Origin of the sequence: Proteus vulgaris (assembly GCF_023100685.1) — a bacterium.
Taxonomy (GTDB): Bacteria; Pseudomonadota; Gammaproteobacteria; order Enterobacterales; family Enterobacteriaceae; genus Proteus.
In genome coordinates, this window is record NZ_CP090064.1 from 4,172,878 (window position 1) to 4,187,626 (window position 14,749).

Genomic DNA, 14,749 nt, shown 5'->3' on the forward strand with positions numbered 1-14,749 from the left:
ATATGATGGATGAAAAACAGTTAACAGCTAAATGGGATGCCATTTATCAAGGTGCAGGCAAAGCCATTGATTGGGTTAGCGCAGTAAGAGGTAATGCACCTCGTTTAAATACAGAAGCAGATAGCCTTATCTATCGCCTGCGTCGTAGCCGTAATATGGCAAAGAACCTCAGCTTAGCGACCCAACGTCCAATGTCAGTCGGCTTCTTTGGTCTGTCTCAAGCAGGAAAATCGTACCTGATTTCAGCCCTTGCTGCGGGACAAGAAGGTCGTTTAAGAACCAGCATGTCAGGTAAAACACTTGATTTTATCGACCATATCAACCCACCTGGTGGCGGCAAAGAGGCTACAGGATTAGTCACTCGCTTTAGTCGCAAAGCAACGAAAGGTACGCAAGAGTTTCCAGTAGAGCTACACCTTTTTAGCGAAATTGAAATTGTTAAGATCCTTGCTAATGCTTACCTGTATGACTTTAATCAGGAAAAAATTGATTTTGAATTAGATGAAGAAAAAATATCTAGTTTAATCAATTCATTAAGTTCACAGTGTAGTGCCACAACTGTCGCAGGTATTACGCACGATGATGTCGTTTCATTATGGGATTATCTGCAACGTCACGCCGAAAAAAGCCAGAAGAAATTAGCAACAACCTATTGGCCTAAAGCGATTGAACTAGCTCCTTATCTCAGCATAGCCCAACGTGCTAAGTTATTTTCAGTGTTATGGGGCGACATTGCAGAACTGACATCGGCTTATCAGCGTTTTAGTACCACACTTGCCTCTTTAGGCAATGCACCATTAGTTTTGGCTCCACTTTCTTCTTTAGTCAAAGAACAAGACGGTGTGTTAGTACAAAACGACAGTATTATGAACGTAGATATGCTAGAGCGTCTCAATACTGCCAATGATAGCCAGATCAGCATTTGCCCTGTTCATGGTGATCGTATTGATGCCCCTGTAACCCTTTCTTTAGCGGAACTGACCGCACTCACCGTTGAATTAGTCGTACCATTATTAGATGCACCAAGCAAAACGCTGTTTGAACAGGTTGAGCTACTAGATTTTCCGGGTTATCGCGGACGTTTAGGGGTTGAAACCATGGCGGATGTGCGCCGTCAAGTCAATGATGATAGCGCAAACCCACTCGCTCAACTTATTCTTCGGGGTAAAGTCGCCTATCTGTTTGAGCGTTATACCGATAACCAAGAAATGAATGTACTGGTGGTGTGTACCGCATCAAACAAACAATCCGATGTAAAAGAAGTCGGTGCCGTACTCACAGAATGGATCAATAACACGCAAGGTAAAGATGCACAAACTCGTGCTAAACGCCCTTCTGGCTTGATTTGGGCAATGACCATGTTTGATATGCGTATTACTAACTCCTTAACCATGAATGAAGCGTTATTACGCCAATCATGGGGTAAAGGTGGCATGATAAAAATGGCGATGTTAGAGCGCTTTGGTCAATATGAATGGATGTCATCAGATTGGATTAATGGTGAAGCGTTTAATAACACCTTTTTAGTACGTAAACCGGGCGTACCCACTCCGTTTATTCAAATCAGTAATGGTAAAGAAACAGTTCTAAATGAAGACAGTGTTTCACAATTACATCTGATGAAAAAAACCTTTGCTGAAGATGAAACTGTCCAACGTTATATTCGTGAACCAGACCAAGCATGGGATGCCATGTTGTCGCTTAACGATGGTGGTATGCAACGCCTTGCTGATTATCTTGAAACCGTTGCCTTAAAATCACTAAAACTTGAACGTATCAGTGAGCAACTGCAAGAAATTCAACGTGATTTAATCGGTCATCATCTTGAAAAATGGTATCAATCAGGTGGTGAAGAGGAATTACAGGTAAAACGCCGTAATGCCGCGACTATTTTGCGTTTTATGCAAAGTCGCCCTTATTTACAAGGTGCATTACTAGACTACCTGTTGCCTTCTCGTAAATCTCTCTACGACCTGTATATGCAGGAAAAAGAGGTTGTCGATACTCTTTCAGACAACAAAAAAGCAACACAGGCCCCAGTTTCTGCCTTTGCCGCTATGGAACAACCGACTTTTGATCTCTTTAGCGATGCGCCAATCTCTTTGGTGCCAGAAGAAGATGAAGCCCCCAAAGGCCACGGCAATGAGGTTACCTACCCTAAAAAAGTGATGGCATTATGGATAAATCATCTACGTAGTCTGCCTGATAACAGTACATTATTAACCTACCTAGGCATCGACCAAGAAATTATGGTGCTGTTAGTCGATGAGCTTATTACAGCTATCAATCGTCTTGGTGTTGAACAACGTATGTTGAAAACTTTGGCAGGAACAGAAGCCATTGCCCGTCGTGATGACTTAGCCGAACAGCAATCCTCTCGCGTTTATAATGTATTGGGTGATTTTATTACTTGGTTTAATTTCAAAGATAACGGTGTTGAGAAGCCAGATAGCAAAATCAATGCAGGTCATAAGATCTTTGAAAGACCCGATAACACTAGCGTGCAATGGGGTGATGATGAGCGTTTAGTCCGCTTACCCACTAACCCTGTTAACTATACCCTTTTATTTGTAATTGATTGGCTTATCGCTTTATCGGCGATTATTACTGAGAATGCAGGACATTCAGCAGGAAGAGAAATCAGTGCTGAACAAAACGCACAGTTAGGCCAAATCATTCAAACCATGAAATCATCCGTCGTGGAGTCATAATTCGTGTTTAATCCAGAATTAAAACCCGTACAACCTGCTCGTCCTGGCTTTGCGGTATTAAGTATTCGAAATTGGGAAGGTGATGCTTCCCCTGTTTATTTAAGCATTCAGCGTAACCAAGATCGCTATTTCTTAAATGATAAAGGGGAGTGGGTAGGTAATGCTTTTTTCCACCAGCTTTCTCTTGAAGATGCCGAGGAAGGCTATCAAATCGTTCTTGATAAAACGTTAGTTGATCCCCTTGTTAGCAACTTACAAATGGCCTATCAATTTACGTTAAAAGACGATAATGAAACACAAGATATTGGCCGATTACGTATTCGTGATGGTGTGTTAGCCTCACAAGCACAAGGTCAAAGTGAAGCATTAAAATCAACGGCGACATTAGATACTCAAGCCGTTCCACCAACTCCTATTATCGAAACATCACCGGAGCCGGAGCCTGAAGCAGTCAAAGAGCCTGAACCTGAGCCGATTATTCCTGAAATTAAGGTAGATGAACCGCCACAACGGCCGACACCACCTACACCGAAAAAATCTAAAATTGGTTTAATTTTAGCGATTATCTTGATCTTAATTTTAGCGGGTATCTTAACGTGGTTCTTCTTACTAAGAGGCAATCCAGCAGGCGACCCCGCGCCACAACCGACACCAGAACCATCAACACCAAGTGTGTGTAGTGTTGAAAATATGAAATCAGGTACGGCGCTCGCTTTTGTACAAAGTTGTATACAGAGCCAACCAGATAGCAAAACTATTCTTACAACGATTGAACAAGCTAAACAGAACAATCAATGTGACGTTGCTCAGCGTTTATATGCATATAAAGCACAATCAGGTGATGTTGAAATCGCACTAAATTATGCTCGTGAATACGATCCAGAAACTGCGTCAGCACAAGGTTGCTTTGGTGCAGACAAAGAAACGGCCATCTATTGGTACGAAGCTGTTCTTAATCATGACTCACAAAACCGTGACGCAAAAGCGCGTCTTGAAGCACTGAAAAAATAGGAAAGTCGTATGAAAAAGGCGCATTGGCTTACTCTTATTCTCAGTGGTTTAATTCTGACAGCACCGGCAAGTGCTGAAGAGAAAAAACCGCTATTACAAGAGGGTAAAAAGACTCTCTATCAGCGTGTATTAACCTACCCAGGTTGCCAAGTGGCGGACACAATTGGCGCAGCAGGTAAAGAACAACCTGCATTTAGCCGTTTTTATGTATATCAGCGTCAAAAACAAGGCGCCAATGAGTGGCTACAAGTCGGTCCTGATAGCTTGGGTCATATTAGCGGTTGGATGAATGCAAGCTGCACATCTGAATGGAAAATGCAATTAACGCTGGCTTTTACTAACCCTGCGGGTCGTAACCCAATGCTATTTTTCAAAGATAAGCAAACGGTTGAAGGCTTACTTGAAAACCCTACTCCCGAAAAGCAGTATCAACCTTTTTTAGCTGATATCAAAAATCAAAAAGTTAATCCGGCTGTTTTAGCTAAAGAGCCTGATTATATGATTGATCAAAAAAGTAATTTTTATCTGCTACCTGTATTAGGCTCAGATGAAGTCTTTACTGATGCGGGCTATAAAGTGCGAGTGCTCAATGTGGCATCTGTCTCTTCACAAACCAAAGACAGCAAAGACGCACAAAATACGAATGCAACTGCAAACAATACAAAACCAGCAACACCAGACAGCAAAGATGCTGACAATATGATGCAAGGTTTCTCTGCGGCTGTCGTGTTTGTTATCGACTCGACAATATCAATGGATCCTTACATTGATAGAACCAAAGAAGCGATTCAGAAAGTTTATGCACAAGTCGAAAAAGACAACATGTTGGATAAGGTAAAATTTGGTTTAGTGGCGTTTCGCTCTAATATCAAAGCCGTTCCCGCATTGGAATACGATAGCAAAATGTTTGTAAACCCCAATGACGTAAAAGATGGCCCTGATTTCTTAAATAAAGTTAAAGAATTACGCCAAGCTAAAGTCTCAAGTAGTCGTTTTGATGAAGATGCTTATGCTGGTGTCATGCAAGCCCTTGATGGTGTTGATTGGACACGCTTTGGTGCGCGCTACGTTATTTTAATCACTGACGCGGGCGCATTAACGGGAGATGATCCTCTGTCATCAACTAAACTTGATGCTGAACAAATTCGCCAAGAAGCCGCTTATCGTGGTGTTGCACTTTATACTCTGCATTTAAAAACCCCGTCAGGAGCAAAAAATCATGCTTCGGCACAAGCGCAATATGAAGCATTAACGCTTAATCCGTTCTTACACAAATCGCTTTACTACCCTATCAACTCAGGAGATGTAAATAGTTTTGGTCGTATGGTAGACAGTTTAGCAACTGCTGTAACCACGCAAATTCAAACTGCTTATCGTGGTGAAGCCACTGTAGGCAGTGCATTAAATGCCGATCCCACTTATAGCAAAAATAAAGAAACTGATACCTTACTTAACGATGCGCATGATTTAGGTTATGCCATGCGTTTAGCGTATTTAGGTGAAAAACAGGGCACAAAAGCACCTCCAGTCTTTAAAGCGTGGATAAGTGATCGAGATTTATTACAGCAAAATATCCCAACAACAGAAGTACAAGTGTTATTGACCAAAAGTGAGCTTAGCGATTTAAGTGACGTGATGAAAAAAATTGTTAATGCGGCTAACGAAGGTTTGATCTCACCTGACAATATGTTTGCTGATTTGCGTTCAATTGCCGCCACTATGGGTAACGATCCTAATCAAATCAAACAAGGTTCTGCGACTAAATTGGGTGAAATGGGTTTACTGGGTGAATACGTAGAAAATCTACCTTATTTAAGTGAAGTTTTAGGCTTAGATGAAGAGACATGGAAAAGCTGGGATGGCCTTGAGCAAGAGAAGTTTATCCGTCGCCTCAATACAAAATTACAATACTATCAACGTTATAATGAAGATGTTGATCGTTGGATATCCCTTGCACCACAAAGTGATCCGCGCGATCACGTTTACCCTGTTCCACTGGAAAACCTGCCTTAATGATCCAGATTGAAGGTATGGCAATTACGCGCGGTAATGCGCAACATGGTTTTCGTGTTGCGCTTCCTTCGTTGACGCTTGAAAAAGGGGAAATCGGCGCGCTAACCGGATTAAGTGGTTGTGGTAAAAGTACCTTATTAGAAATGATAGGGTTGATCTTACGCCCAGATGAATTGACCCATTTTCAACTCGGTGATGAATTAATTATCACGCAAGCGGTGTTGAGTAATGAGCAGACACAACTCGCATCATTACGTGCCGAGAAATTGGGTTTTATGCTCCAAAGTGGCGGATTACTTCCCTTTTTAACCGTCATGCAAAATATTCAATTACCTCGAAAAATGCTGGGATTAACGCCACACTCCCCTTGGCTTGATCACGCAATTGACCATCTGCAATTACGCCCATTGTTAACTCGTCTTCCTCGCCAACTCTCCATTGGTGAGCGCCAACGCGCAGCGTTTATTCGCGCCATTGCACACGAGCCCGCTTTATTACTTGCTGATGAGCCCACAGCAGCCCTTGATCCCCATAATGCGCAAGCGCTGTATGCACTCATTGTAGAGATGGTAAAACAACTGGAGATCTCTGCACTGGTTGTTAGCCACGATTGGTCTTTAGTCGAGCGTTTTGGGTTTAGCCACTATCATGCACAACTCGAAGGAGGCGGTAGTGTCTTTATCAAACAATAGCGCCAATCCTAATCGTCTAGGCTTACTCAGCTCACTAGCTTGGCGCGACTTAATTTATGATCGCAAAGTCGCATTATGTATTGTGTTCTCTTTAGTCTCGGTTATTGCACCACTGCTACTGCTGTTTGGGTTAAAGAATGGCATCGTGACGCAGCTTCATAATCAACTGCTAAATGATCCTCGTAACCTTGAAATACGTATGTTAGGCAATGGTAATTATCCACAAAGTTGGTTTAATAATATTGCGCAGAAAGATGAAGTACGTTTTGTTATCCCATTAACACGTAGCTTAAACACACAAGCCGATATTATGATTGATGGACAACATTTTATTGATAATGCGGAAATCATACCAACAGCAGAGAACGATCCTTTATTAGAGGGTGTGGCTATACCCCAAAATGCAGACACATTAGTGCTCTCTGCCAATGCTGCACAAAAACTACAGGCGAATGTCGGTGATAGTGTGCGCTTATTTATCAGCCGTAAGCTTAATGGCGTCAATGAACGTGCCAAACGTACCTTTACTGTTGCTGCCATTATCAGTGATAGTAAATTTTCAAGAGCTGCAGCCTTTGTTTCTCTTGATGTTTTAGTGGCGATGGAAGATTACCGAGATGGTTATCAAGCCCCTCTTTTTGGTATTACACAAGGTGTTGAGGCAAAACCAAGAACCCAGTTTGCTAAAGCTCGCCTTTATGCAAAAAATTTAGATGCCATTGCACCACTAGATGATTGGTTTAGACAACAACACATTGATGTGATGACACAAAAAAGCCAAATAGATTCTGTAAAAGCAATCAGTTATGTCCTTAACGTTATTTTCTCGGTCATTGCTTGGGTCTCACTATTAGGTTGTATTGCCTCATTAATTGGTGCCTTTCTTGCCAATATTGACCGTAAACGCAAAGATATGGCAGTCCTACGCCTGCTGGGTTTTCGTCAGTTTGCTGTTTCTTTATATATTGTATTGCAAGCACTGTTATTAACGAGCGTTGCCTTTATTTTAGCCCTTGGGCTTTATGGCATTGGTAGCACCTTATTTACCACATTATTAGGCACCCATTTACCTGAACAAGCCTTTGTTTGCCAGTTAACATTGGGGGATTTATTGATTGCTATGTGCAGTGCCTTACTTGTGGCCTTAGTGGTGGCAAGTATTGGCGCATTACGTGCCGTTTCAATTGAACCTGCGGAGAGCTTACGTGAAATTTAATTTATCGCTTTTAACTTTATCATTCGCGCTGTTATCTAGCAGTTTTACGGCATCGGCCAAATGGGATGACAAATTCGTTAACCAAAAAGCCTTACCTGATGATGTGATCTTGCCTTTCCCTTGTGAAGGTTCAATGGTCTTTCGCCAAGTTACTATCCCTCTCAGCCAGCCTTTACAAGACTACAGCGTAACTTTAGGGCAAGAAGGTGATGAATGGGGTTATTTAGAGCAATCACGAGCTGAACATATTGCGGGTAGCTTCCCACTAAAAGGCAAAGAAAAAGGCCGTTATTACCTTATGGCGAAATATCCCGTTACCGATCTGCAATATAACGCCATGCAAAGTACCATTAATGGTAAAGAGTGTCCGGTTGCCTCAAATAAATTACGTTTACCGAAAGTGAATATTAGCTGGTATGAAGCCATGCAGTTCGCTGATCAATATAATCAATGGCTAAGAAGCCATCATCCAGAAGCATTACCCGTTGAAGATGGCGCAAAAGGTTTTGCAAGATTGCCGACAGAAACGGAATGGGAATTTGCGGCACGTGGCGGTTTAAAAGTCTCAGCCTCCGAGTTTCGTGATGTGCGTTTTCCAATGCCAGAAGGTACCAAAAATTATATTTGGTCAGCAGGCAGTCAATCCTCTAACGGTTCATTACAACTCACCGGTTTGTTATCACCCAACCCATTAGGCTTACATGATATGTTGGGTAATGTTGCTGAAATGATGTTTGAGCCTTTTAGATTAAATAAACTCGACCGCTTACACGGACAAGCAGGTGGATTTATTGTACGTGGTGGTAGTTATCTAACACCAGAGAGTGATATGCGCAGTTCATGGCGTCAAGAAGAGCCTTATTACACCAATACGGGTGCGAATAAAAATAAATATACTGGTTTTCGTTTAGCCATTGTTGCTCCAGCATTAACATCTCGCGATAAAATCAAAGAGATAGAAAAAGAGTGGCAGCAATTAGGCAATGAGAAACCAGCAAGCAACAACTCAAAAACTAATAGCGATAACTCTATCAATAGCCTAAATACACTCTCGACCCAAGTACAAGATGAAGCATTGAAAAAACAGTTAGCTGAATTAAAAAATAGCTTGCGGGCAAATGCACAACTACGAGATGAACAACGAGATCAAGCCATCCGAACCTCACTACAATTAGGTGCTTTTTTATGTACCAAATTAAAAGATGATGGCGAGTTCTATGACAGATTAATCGCATTACATGAAAAAAACTGCCCTCCAGGCACTAAAGATGCCACATGTGAACGACGTCAAGAGCAAGTTAACGAACATAAAAAAACGCTCGACTTTGTTGTGAGCTATTACGCAGACACATTAGTGGATATGGCAACCACATATGATGCCTCTTTAGTTAAACCGCAAATTGACGTTGTACGCCAATTAATGGAAGCCAGAGGTAAATCGAATTTAAATACGTACCTTTCAACATATATGCAGGGACTCCAAGGATATTGGGCTAACGGTAAAGTTTCACGGAATGAATGGCTTGAAGCGTGCAAAAAACAATAACAGAGACTTTGGGATAGGTGTGGTATGAATAAACGACTCATGGCTGTACTTGGCATTAGTGCCGTACTTGCTTTATCAGGGTGTCAAAGTAATAGTGGTGCTGATCCACGTTTGAAAAATAACAGTGATATGGAGTTTTTCAGTAAATCTGGCATTGGGGCTTGTGCTGGTGGTGCAGCTATTGGTGCATTAAGTTGCCTAGTAGCTAATGTTGATAACAAAGGCGCCTGTATGATTATCGCGGCGGTCGCAGGTTGTGGTGTCGGTATTGGTGCAAATGCCTATTTAGACAATAAGCGCCAAAACTACGCCTCGAAAGAAGAAATGCTCAACTCGATGATAGAGGATGTGAAAAAAGAGAATCAACGCCTACAAAGTGCCTCAAATACGGCAAGAGCCGTAATCAACGACGATAAAAGAGCGTTGGCAAAAATTGAGCAAGATATGAAACAACAACGCCTTAATAAAGCCGCTGCTGAAAAACAATTAAAAGGCATTGATGCCAATATTGCAGCACTTCGCTCTCGTTTAGCAGATATGAAAAAACGTGAAGGTGAATGGCGTGATATCGCTGCGCAAAGTCGTCAAGATGGCCTAAAGACGGCACAGCTTGATAAACAAATCAATGGGATGAAACAACAAGTAACCTCTTTACAAGAAGAACTTGATAGCCTTTATACCCAACGTACAGCAATAAAACTTAGTTAACGTTAAAAAGGATGATAATGAAATTTTTACCTCTTTCCCTTGTTGGCATGACCTTACTCTTAAGCGGTTGTGTCACCAATCCCGCTGATTGTGACCCAACAACGGGTGATGTCAGTATAATTACCAAATTTAACTGTAATTATTCAGGGACTTATGACAATCGCATTGAACAAAAAAAAGCGATTTTGGGTAATGAACAAGCATTAAACACCGAGTTTAAAGCCGTTCTTGCTGCCATTGAGAAAGAAAAACAACAGACCAATGCAGATCTAAAAAGTAAACAAGCTAGTCAACGTGCATTAAGTCAATCAATGAATAATCTGTTAAATCAAATTCGCCAAAAAACCAAAGGGCAAAATGATATTCAAAAGCAGATCAATGAAATTGATAAGCAAATGAAAGCGGCACAAAACAACCCATCAAAATCGGTGATGGAAAAACAGCTTGAATTAGAGAATTTACAAAATCAAGTCATTAGTCTACAAAGTGATCTAGGTCTTAAATAAATCCTCAAAGGCTCTCTAGGTAATAGAGAGCCTTTCCCTTTTATATCTACTTCTTCATTTTATTATTGATTTCTATTACTAATTAGAATTAATTTATGTTAATTATTTAATAAATAATTAGACACTTTAATAAAATAACCTTATTTAAATACATGTGCTCTTTTTTATTCCATTAAAAACAAACTCATTATTATAATCCCCCCGCTTCATAATACGTTCTCCGTTTTTTATTTATGGGATATAACTAATGAAAACAAAATTATTATCAACTTTATTTATTAGTGGCTTATTAACTACCTCTTCTGTTTATGCTCAAAATGATTTTAAATTAGATAAAACCACACTTTCAGCGGGTTATGCACAAGTCAAAATGGCGGGTCAGAATCCAATGCACGGAGGTGTCTTTTCTATTCGTCAAGAAATAAATTCACAATTTGGTATTTTAGCAACAGCTACTTATGCTCAAAATGAATATGATTTGAATAAGCCTGTTAATAGTTTCTTTAAAGATGTCAATGCACGTTATTACTCTGTAATGGCGGGCCCTACATTACGTCTAAATGATTTTATTAGTGTTTATGGCACTGCGGGTATGAGCCAAATTCAATTTAAATCTGAAAGCTCAGAATTAAAAAAATTAAAGAAAAATGCATTTAGTTGGGGCGCAGGCTTAATCATTAATCCAGCTGAAATGGTTTCAATCTCTCTTGGTTATGAAAATAGCCGTTTTAAATTTAAAGATACCGACAATCGAATTATTTTAGATGGTTTTATTGCTAATATCGGTTATCGTTTTTAAATAAACTTAAGCACATATTATTTTATGATATGTGCTTTCTATTAACTTATAATTTAAAACTATATTTATGAAAAATATTTTATTATTAGCTTGCTTACCTTTTTCTTTATTTTTCACCACATCAATTTATGCAAAAAACAGTAATACTCTAGTTTCCATTGGCTACGCTCATATCAAAATAAAAGATTTACCCACAGTTAATGGGATCAATATGAAGTATCAATTTACTAATACGAATAAAAAAATCTCTCTACAACTTTCAGGAACGATAGCTCACAGATCGTTATCTCATAATGAGAGATTACGTTATGCCTCACTTGTAATGGGTCCAGCTTATGCATTAACACCTTTCGTTGAACTATACGGCGTTATTGGGGTAAGTGGTATGAGTTATCAAACACCAGAAAATATAAATAAAGATCACTCATCTGAATCAGTAAGTTGGGGAACGGGTATCACGTTAACATCACCACAAAATATTACACTTACTTTAGGCTATGAGGGCAGTTATTTCAAAATGGAAGGAAAAAGCCATCCAAGCAAAGCACTTATCGCCAGTATTGGTTATCGGTTTTGATTGATAAGAATAATTTTTATTTCATTGTTACATTCTATTTTCTGATTATTCTCTCAATTATTAGATTACCCTCTAGATTTTATACCTATTTAGTATAAAGTTTTCATTTTCAAGTTATTAAATATAAAATATTTAATTAACCTCATGAATTTTAATAAAAAATGTTTTTTATTTAGCGAGTAGTATTATGATACAATCATAATTAATTATGAATAATTATCGGATATATATTGAAATGAATAATAGATCAAAGAAACACAATTCACTTAAAAGTAAAATGGCTTCACAACTTTTTACGAGTCAATCTATTCATAAGATTATTCAAGGTGATTTTTCATTTCTTTATACATTAATAAATAATTATCTTTCATTAAATAATCACTCTATAAAAATAGCTGATATCTTTGAATCAACATTTAAACAATGTAAAAAAGATTATAAATCAGAATATTTTTTTAAGAATATTGTTGCACAAAAACTATTTTTAAAAAAACACAATAACAACGCAACCATGATAACAGAATTGAGAGTAGGCAATAACAAAGCCGATTGTGTCATCGTGAATGGATGTACTACTTGTTATGAAATAAAAACTAAATTTGATTCTCTAGTTCGATTACCAGAACAAATATCAACCTACCTCAAGATCTTTGAAAAAGTATATGTTGTATGTGATAAAAGTCATACTCAAAAAGTAATATCTATAGTTCCTGAAAATGTTGGAATTATTGAATTAACCAATAGAGATGCACTGATAGAAATTCGAAAAGCTAATAAAATAAAAGTAGACATTGATAGAGAACTAATGATTAATTCATTAAGAAAAGCAGAATACGTATATATTGCTGAAAATTTATCAAATAGAAAAATAGCATCATCAAATATGTATTTATTTAATCACTGTTTATCTATTTTCAATCAATCATCAAATGATGACATAAGAAAACTATATATAGCTGCACTAAAAAAATATAGAAAAGTAAATTTTTCCATGCTCGAATCACTACCATCATCATTAATTAACTCGGCTATTAGCTTCAAGTTATCTCCAGCTCAACAAGAAGTTTTTAGAAATACTTTATCTTTATATCTAAGTAAGGATGATTTATGTACTTCCCTTTTATAAGAGGTAAGCAGTTCGAACTTAATGCATTACGTGAATTAGCTCCTTTATTAAATAATAAAATTTATAAACCTATAATAGAGCCAGTTAGAAAGAATTTATTACCACTAGTAAGAACAATTAAAGAATTAAATGAAAATAATATTACCCCAATAATTATTATTAATCCAAACTTAGGTGATTTTGAAAACGAACGTATTAATTTAATTATACAATTATCTTCAATGGATAATAAGATTAAATTTATCCCATGTGCAAAAATAGCAGATAATACAATTAACTATAGTTTAGTACTTAATGAATTGCCTACTGTAAATGCTATATTTATCGCTGATATCCTTGAGAAAAAACACTTCCAATATTTAAATCGTGCTACTTACTCTATCATTCCAAAACAAACTGTAGATGATGAACTTTATCAATTAAAGAATAACATTATTCTAATAGATGATCCTTTTCAAAAGAAAGCAAGAAATTCTGATTATAAAGAACGTTCAAGTTTTTCCAATTTACATATTAATTATTTGACTAGACCGAATGTTATTGGTTTCAGTGACTATGCAATTGTTGGCGCTGAATATTCTGAAACGAGAGGTCCTGCTTATGTGGTAACAATACACCTTTCTTATATAGAAAAAGACTATAACCAAATGTTTATTAGACACTTTTCTTCTGAGAAAAGTAATAGCCCAGCAAACCCTGGCGGTAAGTTCCATGAAGCCTTAACTAGATATATTAATTTTATAAATTCATATCCTAATACTTTTGATAATACACTTGGAACCAGGGAGCTTGCATATTTATATAATGAAAAACATTTTCCAGGACTTGGTCAACTAAAGAAAATCTCCATTGAGCATCATATCGAAACTCTTTGTAATTATTTATCTTCTAATATTGAGGTGGATAAATGACACTATGCTGTTCTAATTGTTTTCATGATTCTGCCATCATTAGAACTATTGGCCTTAATCATACTAATGATAGATGTGGATATTGTAAAAAAGAAAATGCATTTACAATAAATCCTAAAGATTTATCTCGATTTTTTGAACCTTTTTTAGGAATTGTAGTTGAAAGCGAAAAAGGGGAGTTATTATCTGATATTCTACAAAATACTTTTAATATCTTTAATGAAAAAATACATAATACAAAAAAATTACTTGGTGAAATATTAGGAAACGAATATATAATAAAAAAATACCTATTAAAAGAAGATTATTTAGATCATATAAGCAAATGGGAAAGCCCCCTGCAAGAAATGCTACAGCAGGCCGCGCAAATCCGATTGGAATATCCTACTTATATTTAGCTAATAACGAAGAAACTTGTATTTCTGAAGTTAGACCTAATAATACTAGCATTATTTATATATCTAAACTGATTTTAGAAGAAGATGTTTCTTTAATTGACTTAACATCTCCAAGAAAAAAAATATCAATATGTTCTTTTGATGAAAAGAAATACAACAATGTTATAAGTATTTTAAATTTATTAGAAATGCTTTCTAGTGAATTATCCAAACCTGTTAGACCAGAAAGTTCTAATATAGATTATATTCCTACTCAGTTTTTGTGTGAATTTTTAAAAAGTTTTAGTAACTGTGATGGAATAATATTTGAAAGTTCATTTGGCATGGGTAAAAATTTTGTTTTTTATGATGACTTATGTTTTACGATTGAAGAACCAATATCTTATAAAATAACAGAAATAGTCCATTCGTTTGAAAAAATTACAACTTAGTTTTTTTCTTCATAATACAAAAATGCCTCTACTTTATAAAAATAGAGGCTAAATAATTCAAAAAGACCCACACTAGGGAATAAACACAGACACCGATTGTCTAA

At 37.4% G+C, this 14,749-nt stretch carries 14 protein-coding genes; all 14 read left to right on the forward strand.

The genetic code is table 11. From position 1 onward, the window contains the following. The first annotated feature begins 2 nt into the window (after positions 1–2). The 14 genes from LW139_RS19715 to LW139_RS19780 all read left to right on the forward strand — a co-directional run bounded on the left by LW139_RS19715 (position 3) and on the right by LW139_RS19780 (position 14,645). Entirely contained in the window at positions 3–2,711 is a 2,709-nt protein-coding gene (locus LW139_RS19715) for a putative virulence factor (RefSeq protein WP_227336166.1), read from the forward strand. Between the two features lie 3 nt (positions 2,712–2,714). Then, on the forward strand, positions 2,715–3,722 hold the full coding sequence (locus tag LW139_RS19720; RefSeq protein ID WP_166539156.1) for a hypothetical protein: 1,008 nt from the start codon (positions 2,715–2,717) through the stop codon (positions 3,720–3,722). Positions 3,723–3,731: 9 nt separating this feature from the next. Beyond that, positions 3,732–5,735 (forward strand): vWA domain-containing protein, encoded by a 2,004-nt coding sequence (locus LW139_RS19725; protein ID WP_227336167.1) that lies wholly within the window; start codon positions 3,732–3,734, stop codon positions 5,733–5,735. Then, positions 5,735–6,427: an ABC transporter ATP-binding protein gene (locus LW139_RS19730; protein WP_247850413.1), complete on the forward strand. Its 693-nt coding sequence runs from the start codon at positions 5,735–5,737 to the stop codon at positions 6,425–6,427. Before LW139_RS19725 ends, LW139_RS19730 begins: the two co-directional genes overlap by 1 nt. Next, positions 6,408–7,643 (forward strand): ABC transporter permease, encoded by a 1,236-nt coding sequence (locus LW139_RS19735; RefSeq protein WP_247850414.1) that lies wholly within the window; start codon positions 6,408–6,410, stop codon positions 7,641–7,643. The genes LW139_RS19730 and LW139_RS19735 overlap by 20 nt, the downstream gene beginning before the upstream one ends. Continuing rightward, complete coding sequence (locus LW139_RS19740) at positions 7,633–9,189, forward strand: formylglycine-generating enzyme family protein (RefSeq protein ID WP_227336169.1); 1,557 nt, start codon at positions 7,633–7,635, stop codon at positions 9,187–9,189. The genes LW139_RS19735 and LW139_RS19740 overlap by 11 nt, the downstream gene beginning before the upstream one ends. A 24-nt stretch (positions 9,190–9,213) precedes the next feature. Beyond that, positions 9,214–9,897, forward strand: a complete 684-nt coding sequence (locus LW139_RS19745) for a hypothetical protein (protein WP_109409018.1) — start codon at positions 9,214–9,216, stop codon at positions 9,895–9,897. A gap of 17 nt (positions 9,898–9,914) precedes the next feature. After that, positions 9,915–10,403: a hypothetical protein gene (locus LW139_RS19750; RefSeq protein WP_227336171.1), complete on the forward strand. Its 489-nt coding sequence runs from the start codon at positions 9,915–9,917 to the stop codon at positions 10,401–10,403. A 247-nt stretch (positions 10,404–10,650) separates the two neighbouring features. Continuing rightward, positions 10,651–11,202: an Ail/Lom family outer membrane beta-barrel protein gene (locus LW139_RS19755; protein ID WP_166539160.1), complete on the forward strand. Its 552-nt coding sequence runs from the start codon at positions 10,651–10,653 to the stop codon at positions 11,200–11,202. A 67-nt stretch (positions 11,203–11,269) separates the two neighbouring features. Continuing rightward, the gene (locus LW139_RS19760) at positions 11,270–11,779 is read left to right on the forward strand and encodes an outer membrane beta-barrel protein (protein ID WP_247850415.1); all 510 of its coding nucleotides are present in this window, start codon (positions 11,270–11,272) and stop codon (positions 11,777–11,779) included. Positions 11,780–12,014: 235 nt separating this feature from the next. Next, positions 12,015–12,905: a sce7726 family protein gene (locus LW139_RS19765; RefSeq protein WP_227336172.1), complete on the forward strand. Its 891-nt coding sequence runs from the start codon at positions 12,015–12,017 to the stop codon at positions 12,903–12,905. Continuing rightward, a complete protein-coding gene (locus LW139_RS19770; RefSeq protein WP_247850416.1) occupies positions 12,887–13,816 on the forward strand; it encodes a sce7725 family protein in 930 nt (309 codons plus the stop codon). The genes LW139_RS19765 and LW139_RS19770 overlap by 19 nt, the downstream gene beginning before the upstream one ends. Further along, the gene (locus LW139_RS19775; RefSeq protein WP_247850417.1) at positions 13,813–14,214 is read left to right on the forward strand and encodes a hypothetical protein; all 402 of its coding nucleotides are present in this window, start codon (positions 13,813–13,815) and stop codon (positions 14,212–14,214) included. Before LW139_RS19770 ends, LW139_RS19775 begins: the two co-directional genes overlap by 4 nt. After that, on the forward strand, positions 14,142–14,645 hold the full coding sequence (locus LW139_RS19780) for an RES family NAD+ phosphorylase (RefSeq protein WP_247850418.1): 504 nt from the start codon (positions 14,142–14,144) through the stop codon (positions 14,643–14,645). The genes LW139_RS19775 and LW139_RS19780 overlap by 73 nt, the downstream gene beginning before the upstream one ends. Positions 14,646–14,749 lie beyond the last annotated feature (104 nt).

Coding starts and splice junctions, on each gene's coding strand:
- LW139_RS19715 (WP_227336166.1), top strand. CDS start 3: ATGATGGATGAAAAACAGTTAACAGCTAAATGGGATGCCATTTATCAA.
- LW139_RS19725 (WP_227336167.1), top strand. CDS start 3,732: ATGAAAAAGGCGCATTGGCTTACTCTTATTCTCAGTGGTTTAATTCTG.
- LW139_RS19730 (WP_247850413.1), top strand. CDS start 5,735: ATGATCCAGATTGAAGGTATGGCAATTACGCGCGGTAATGCGCAACAT.
- LW139_RS19745 (WP_109409018.1), top strand. CDS start 9,214: ATGAATAAACGACTCATGGCTGTACTTGGCATTAGTGCCGTACTTGCT.
- LW139_RS19750 (WP_227336171.1), top strand. CDS start 9,915: ATGAAATTTTTACCTCTTTCCCTTGTTGGCATGACCTTACTCTTAAGC.
- LW139_RS19755 (WP_166539160.1), top strand. CDS start 10,651: ATGAAAACAAAATTATTATCAACTTTATTTATTAGTGGCTTATTAACT.
- LW139_RS19760 (WP_247850415.1), top strand. CDS start 11,270: ATGAAAAATATTTTATTATTAGCTTGCTTACCTTTTTCTTTATTTTTC.
- LW139_RS19765 (WP_227336172.1), top strand. CDS start 12,015: ATGAATAATAGATCAAAGAAACACAATTCACTTAAAAGTAAAATGGCT.
- LW139_RS19770 (WP_247850416.1), top strand. CDS start 12,887: ATGTACTTCCCTTTTATAAGAGGTAAGCAGTTCGAACTTAATGCATTA.
- LW139_RS19775 (WP_247850417.1), top strand. CDS start 13,813: ATGACACTATGCTGTTCTAATTGTTTTCATGATTCTGCCATCATTAGA.
- LW139_RS19780 (WP_247850418.1), top strand. CDS start 14,142: ATGGGAAAGCCCCCTGCAAGAAATGCTACAGCAGGCCGCGCAAATCCG.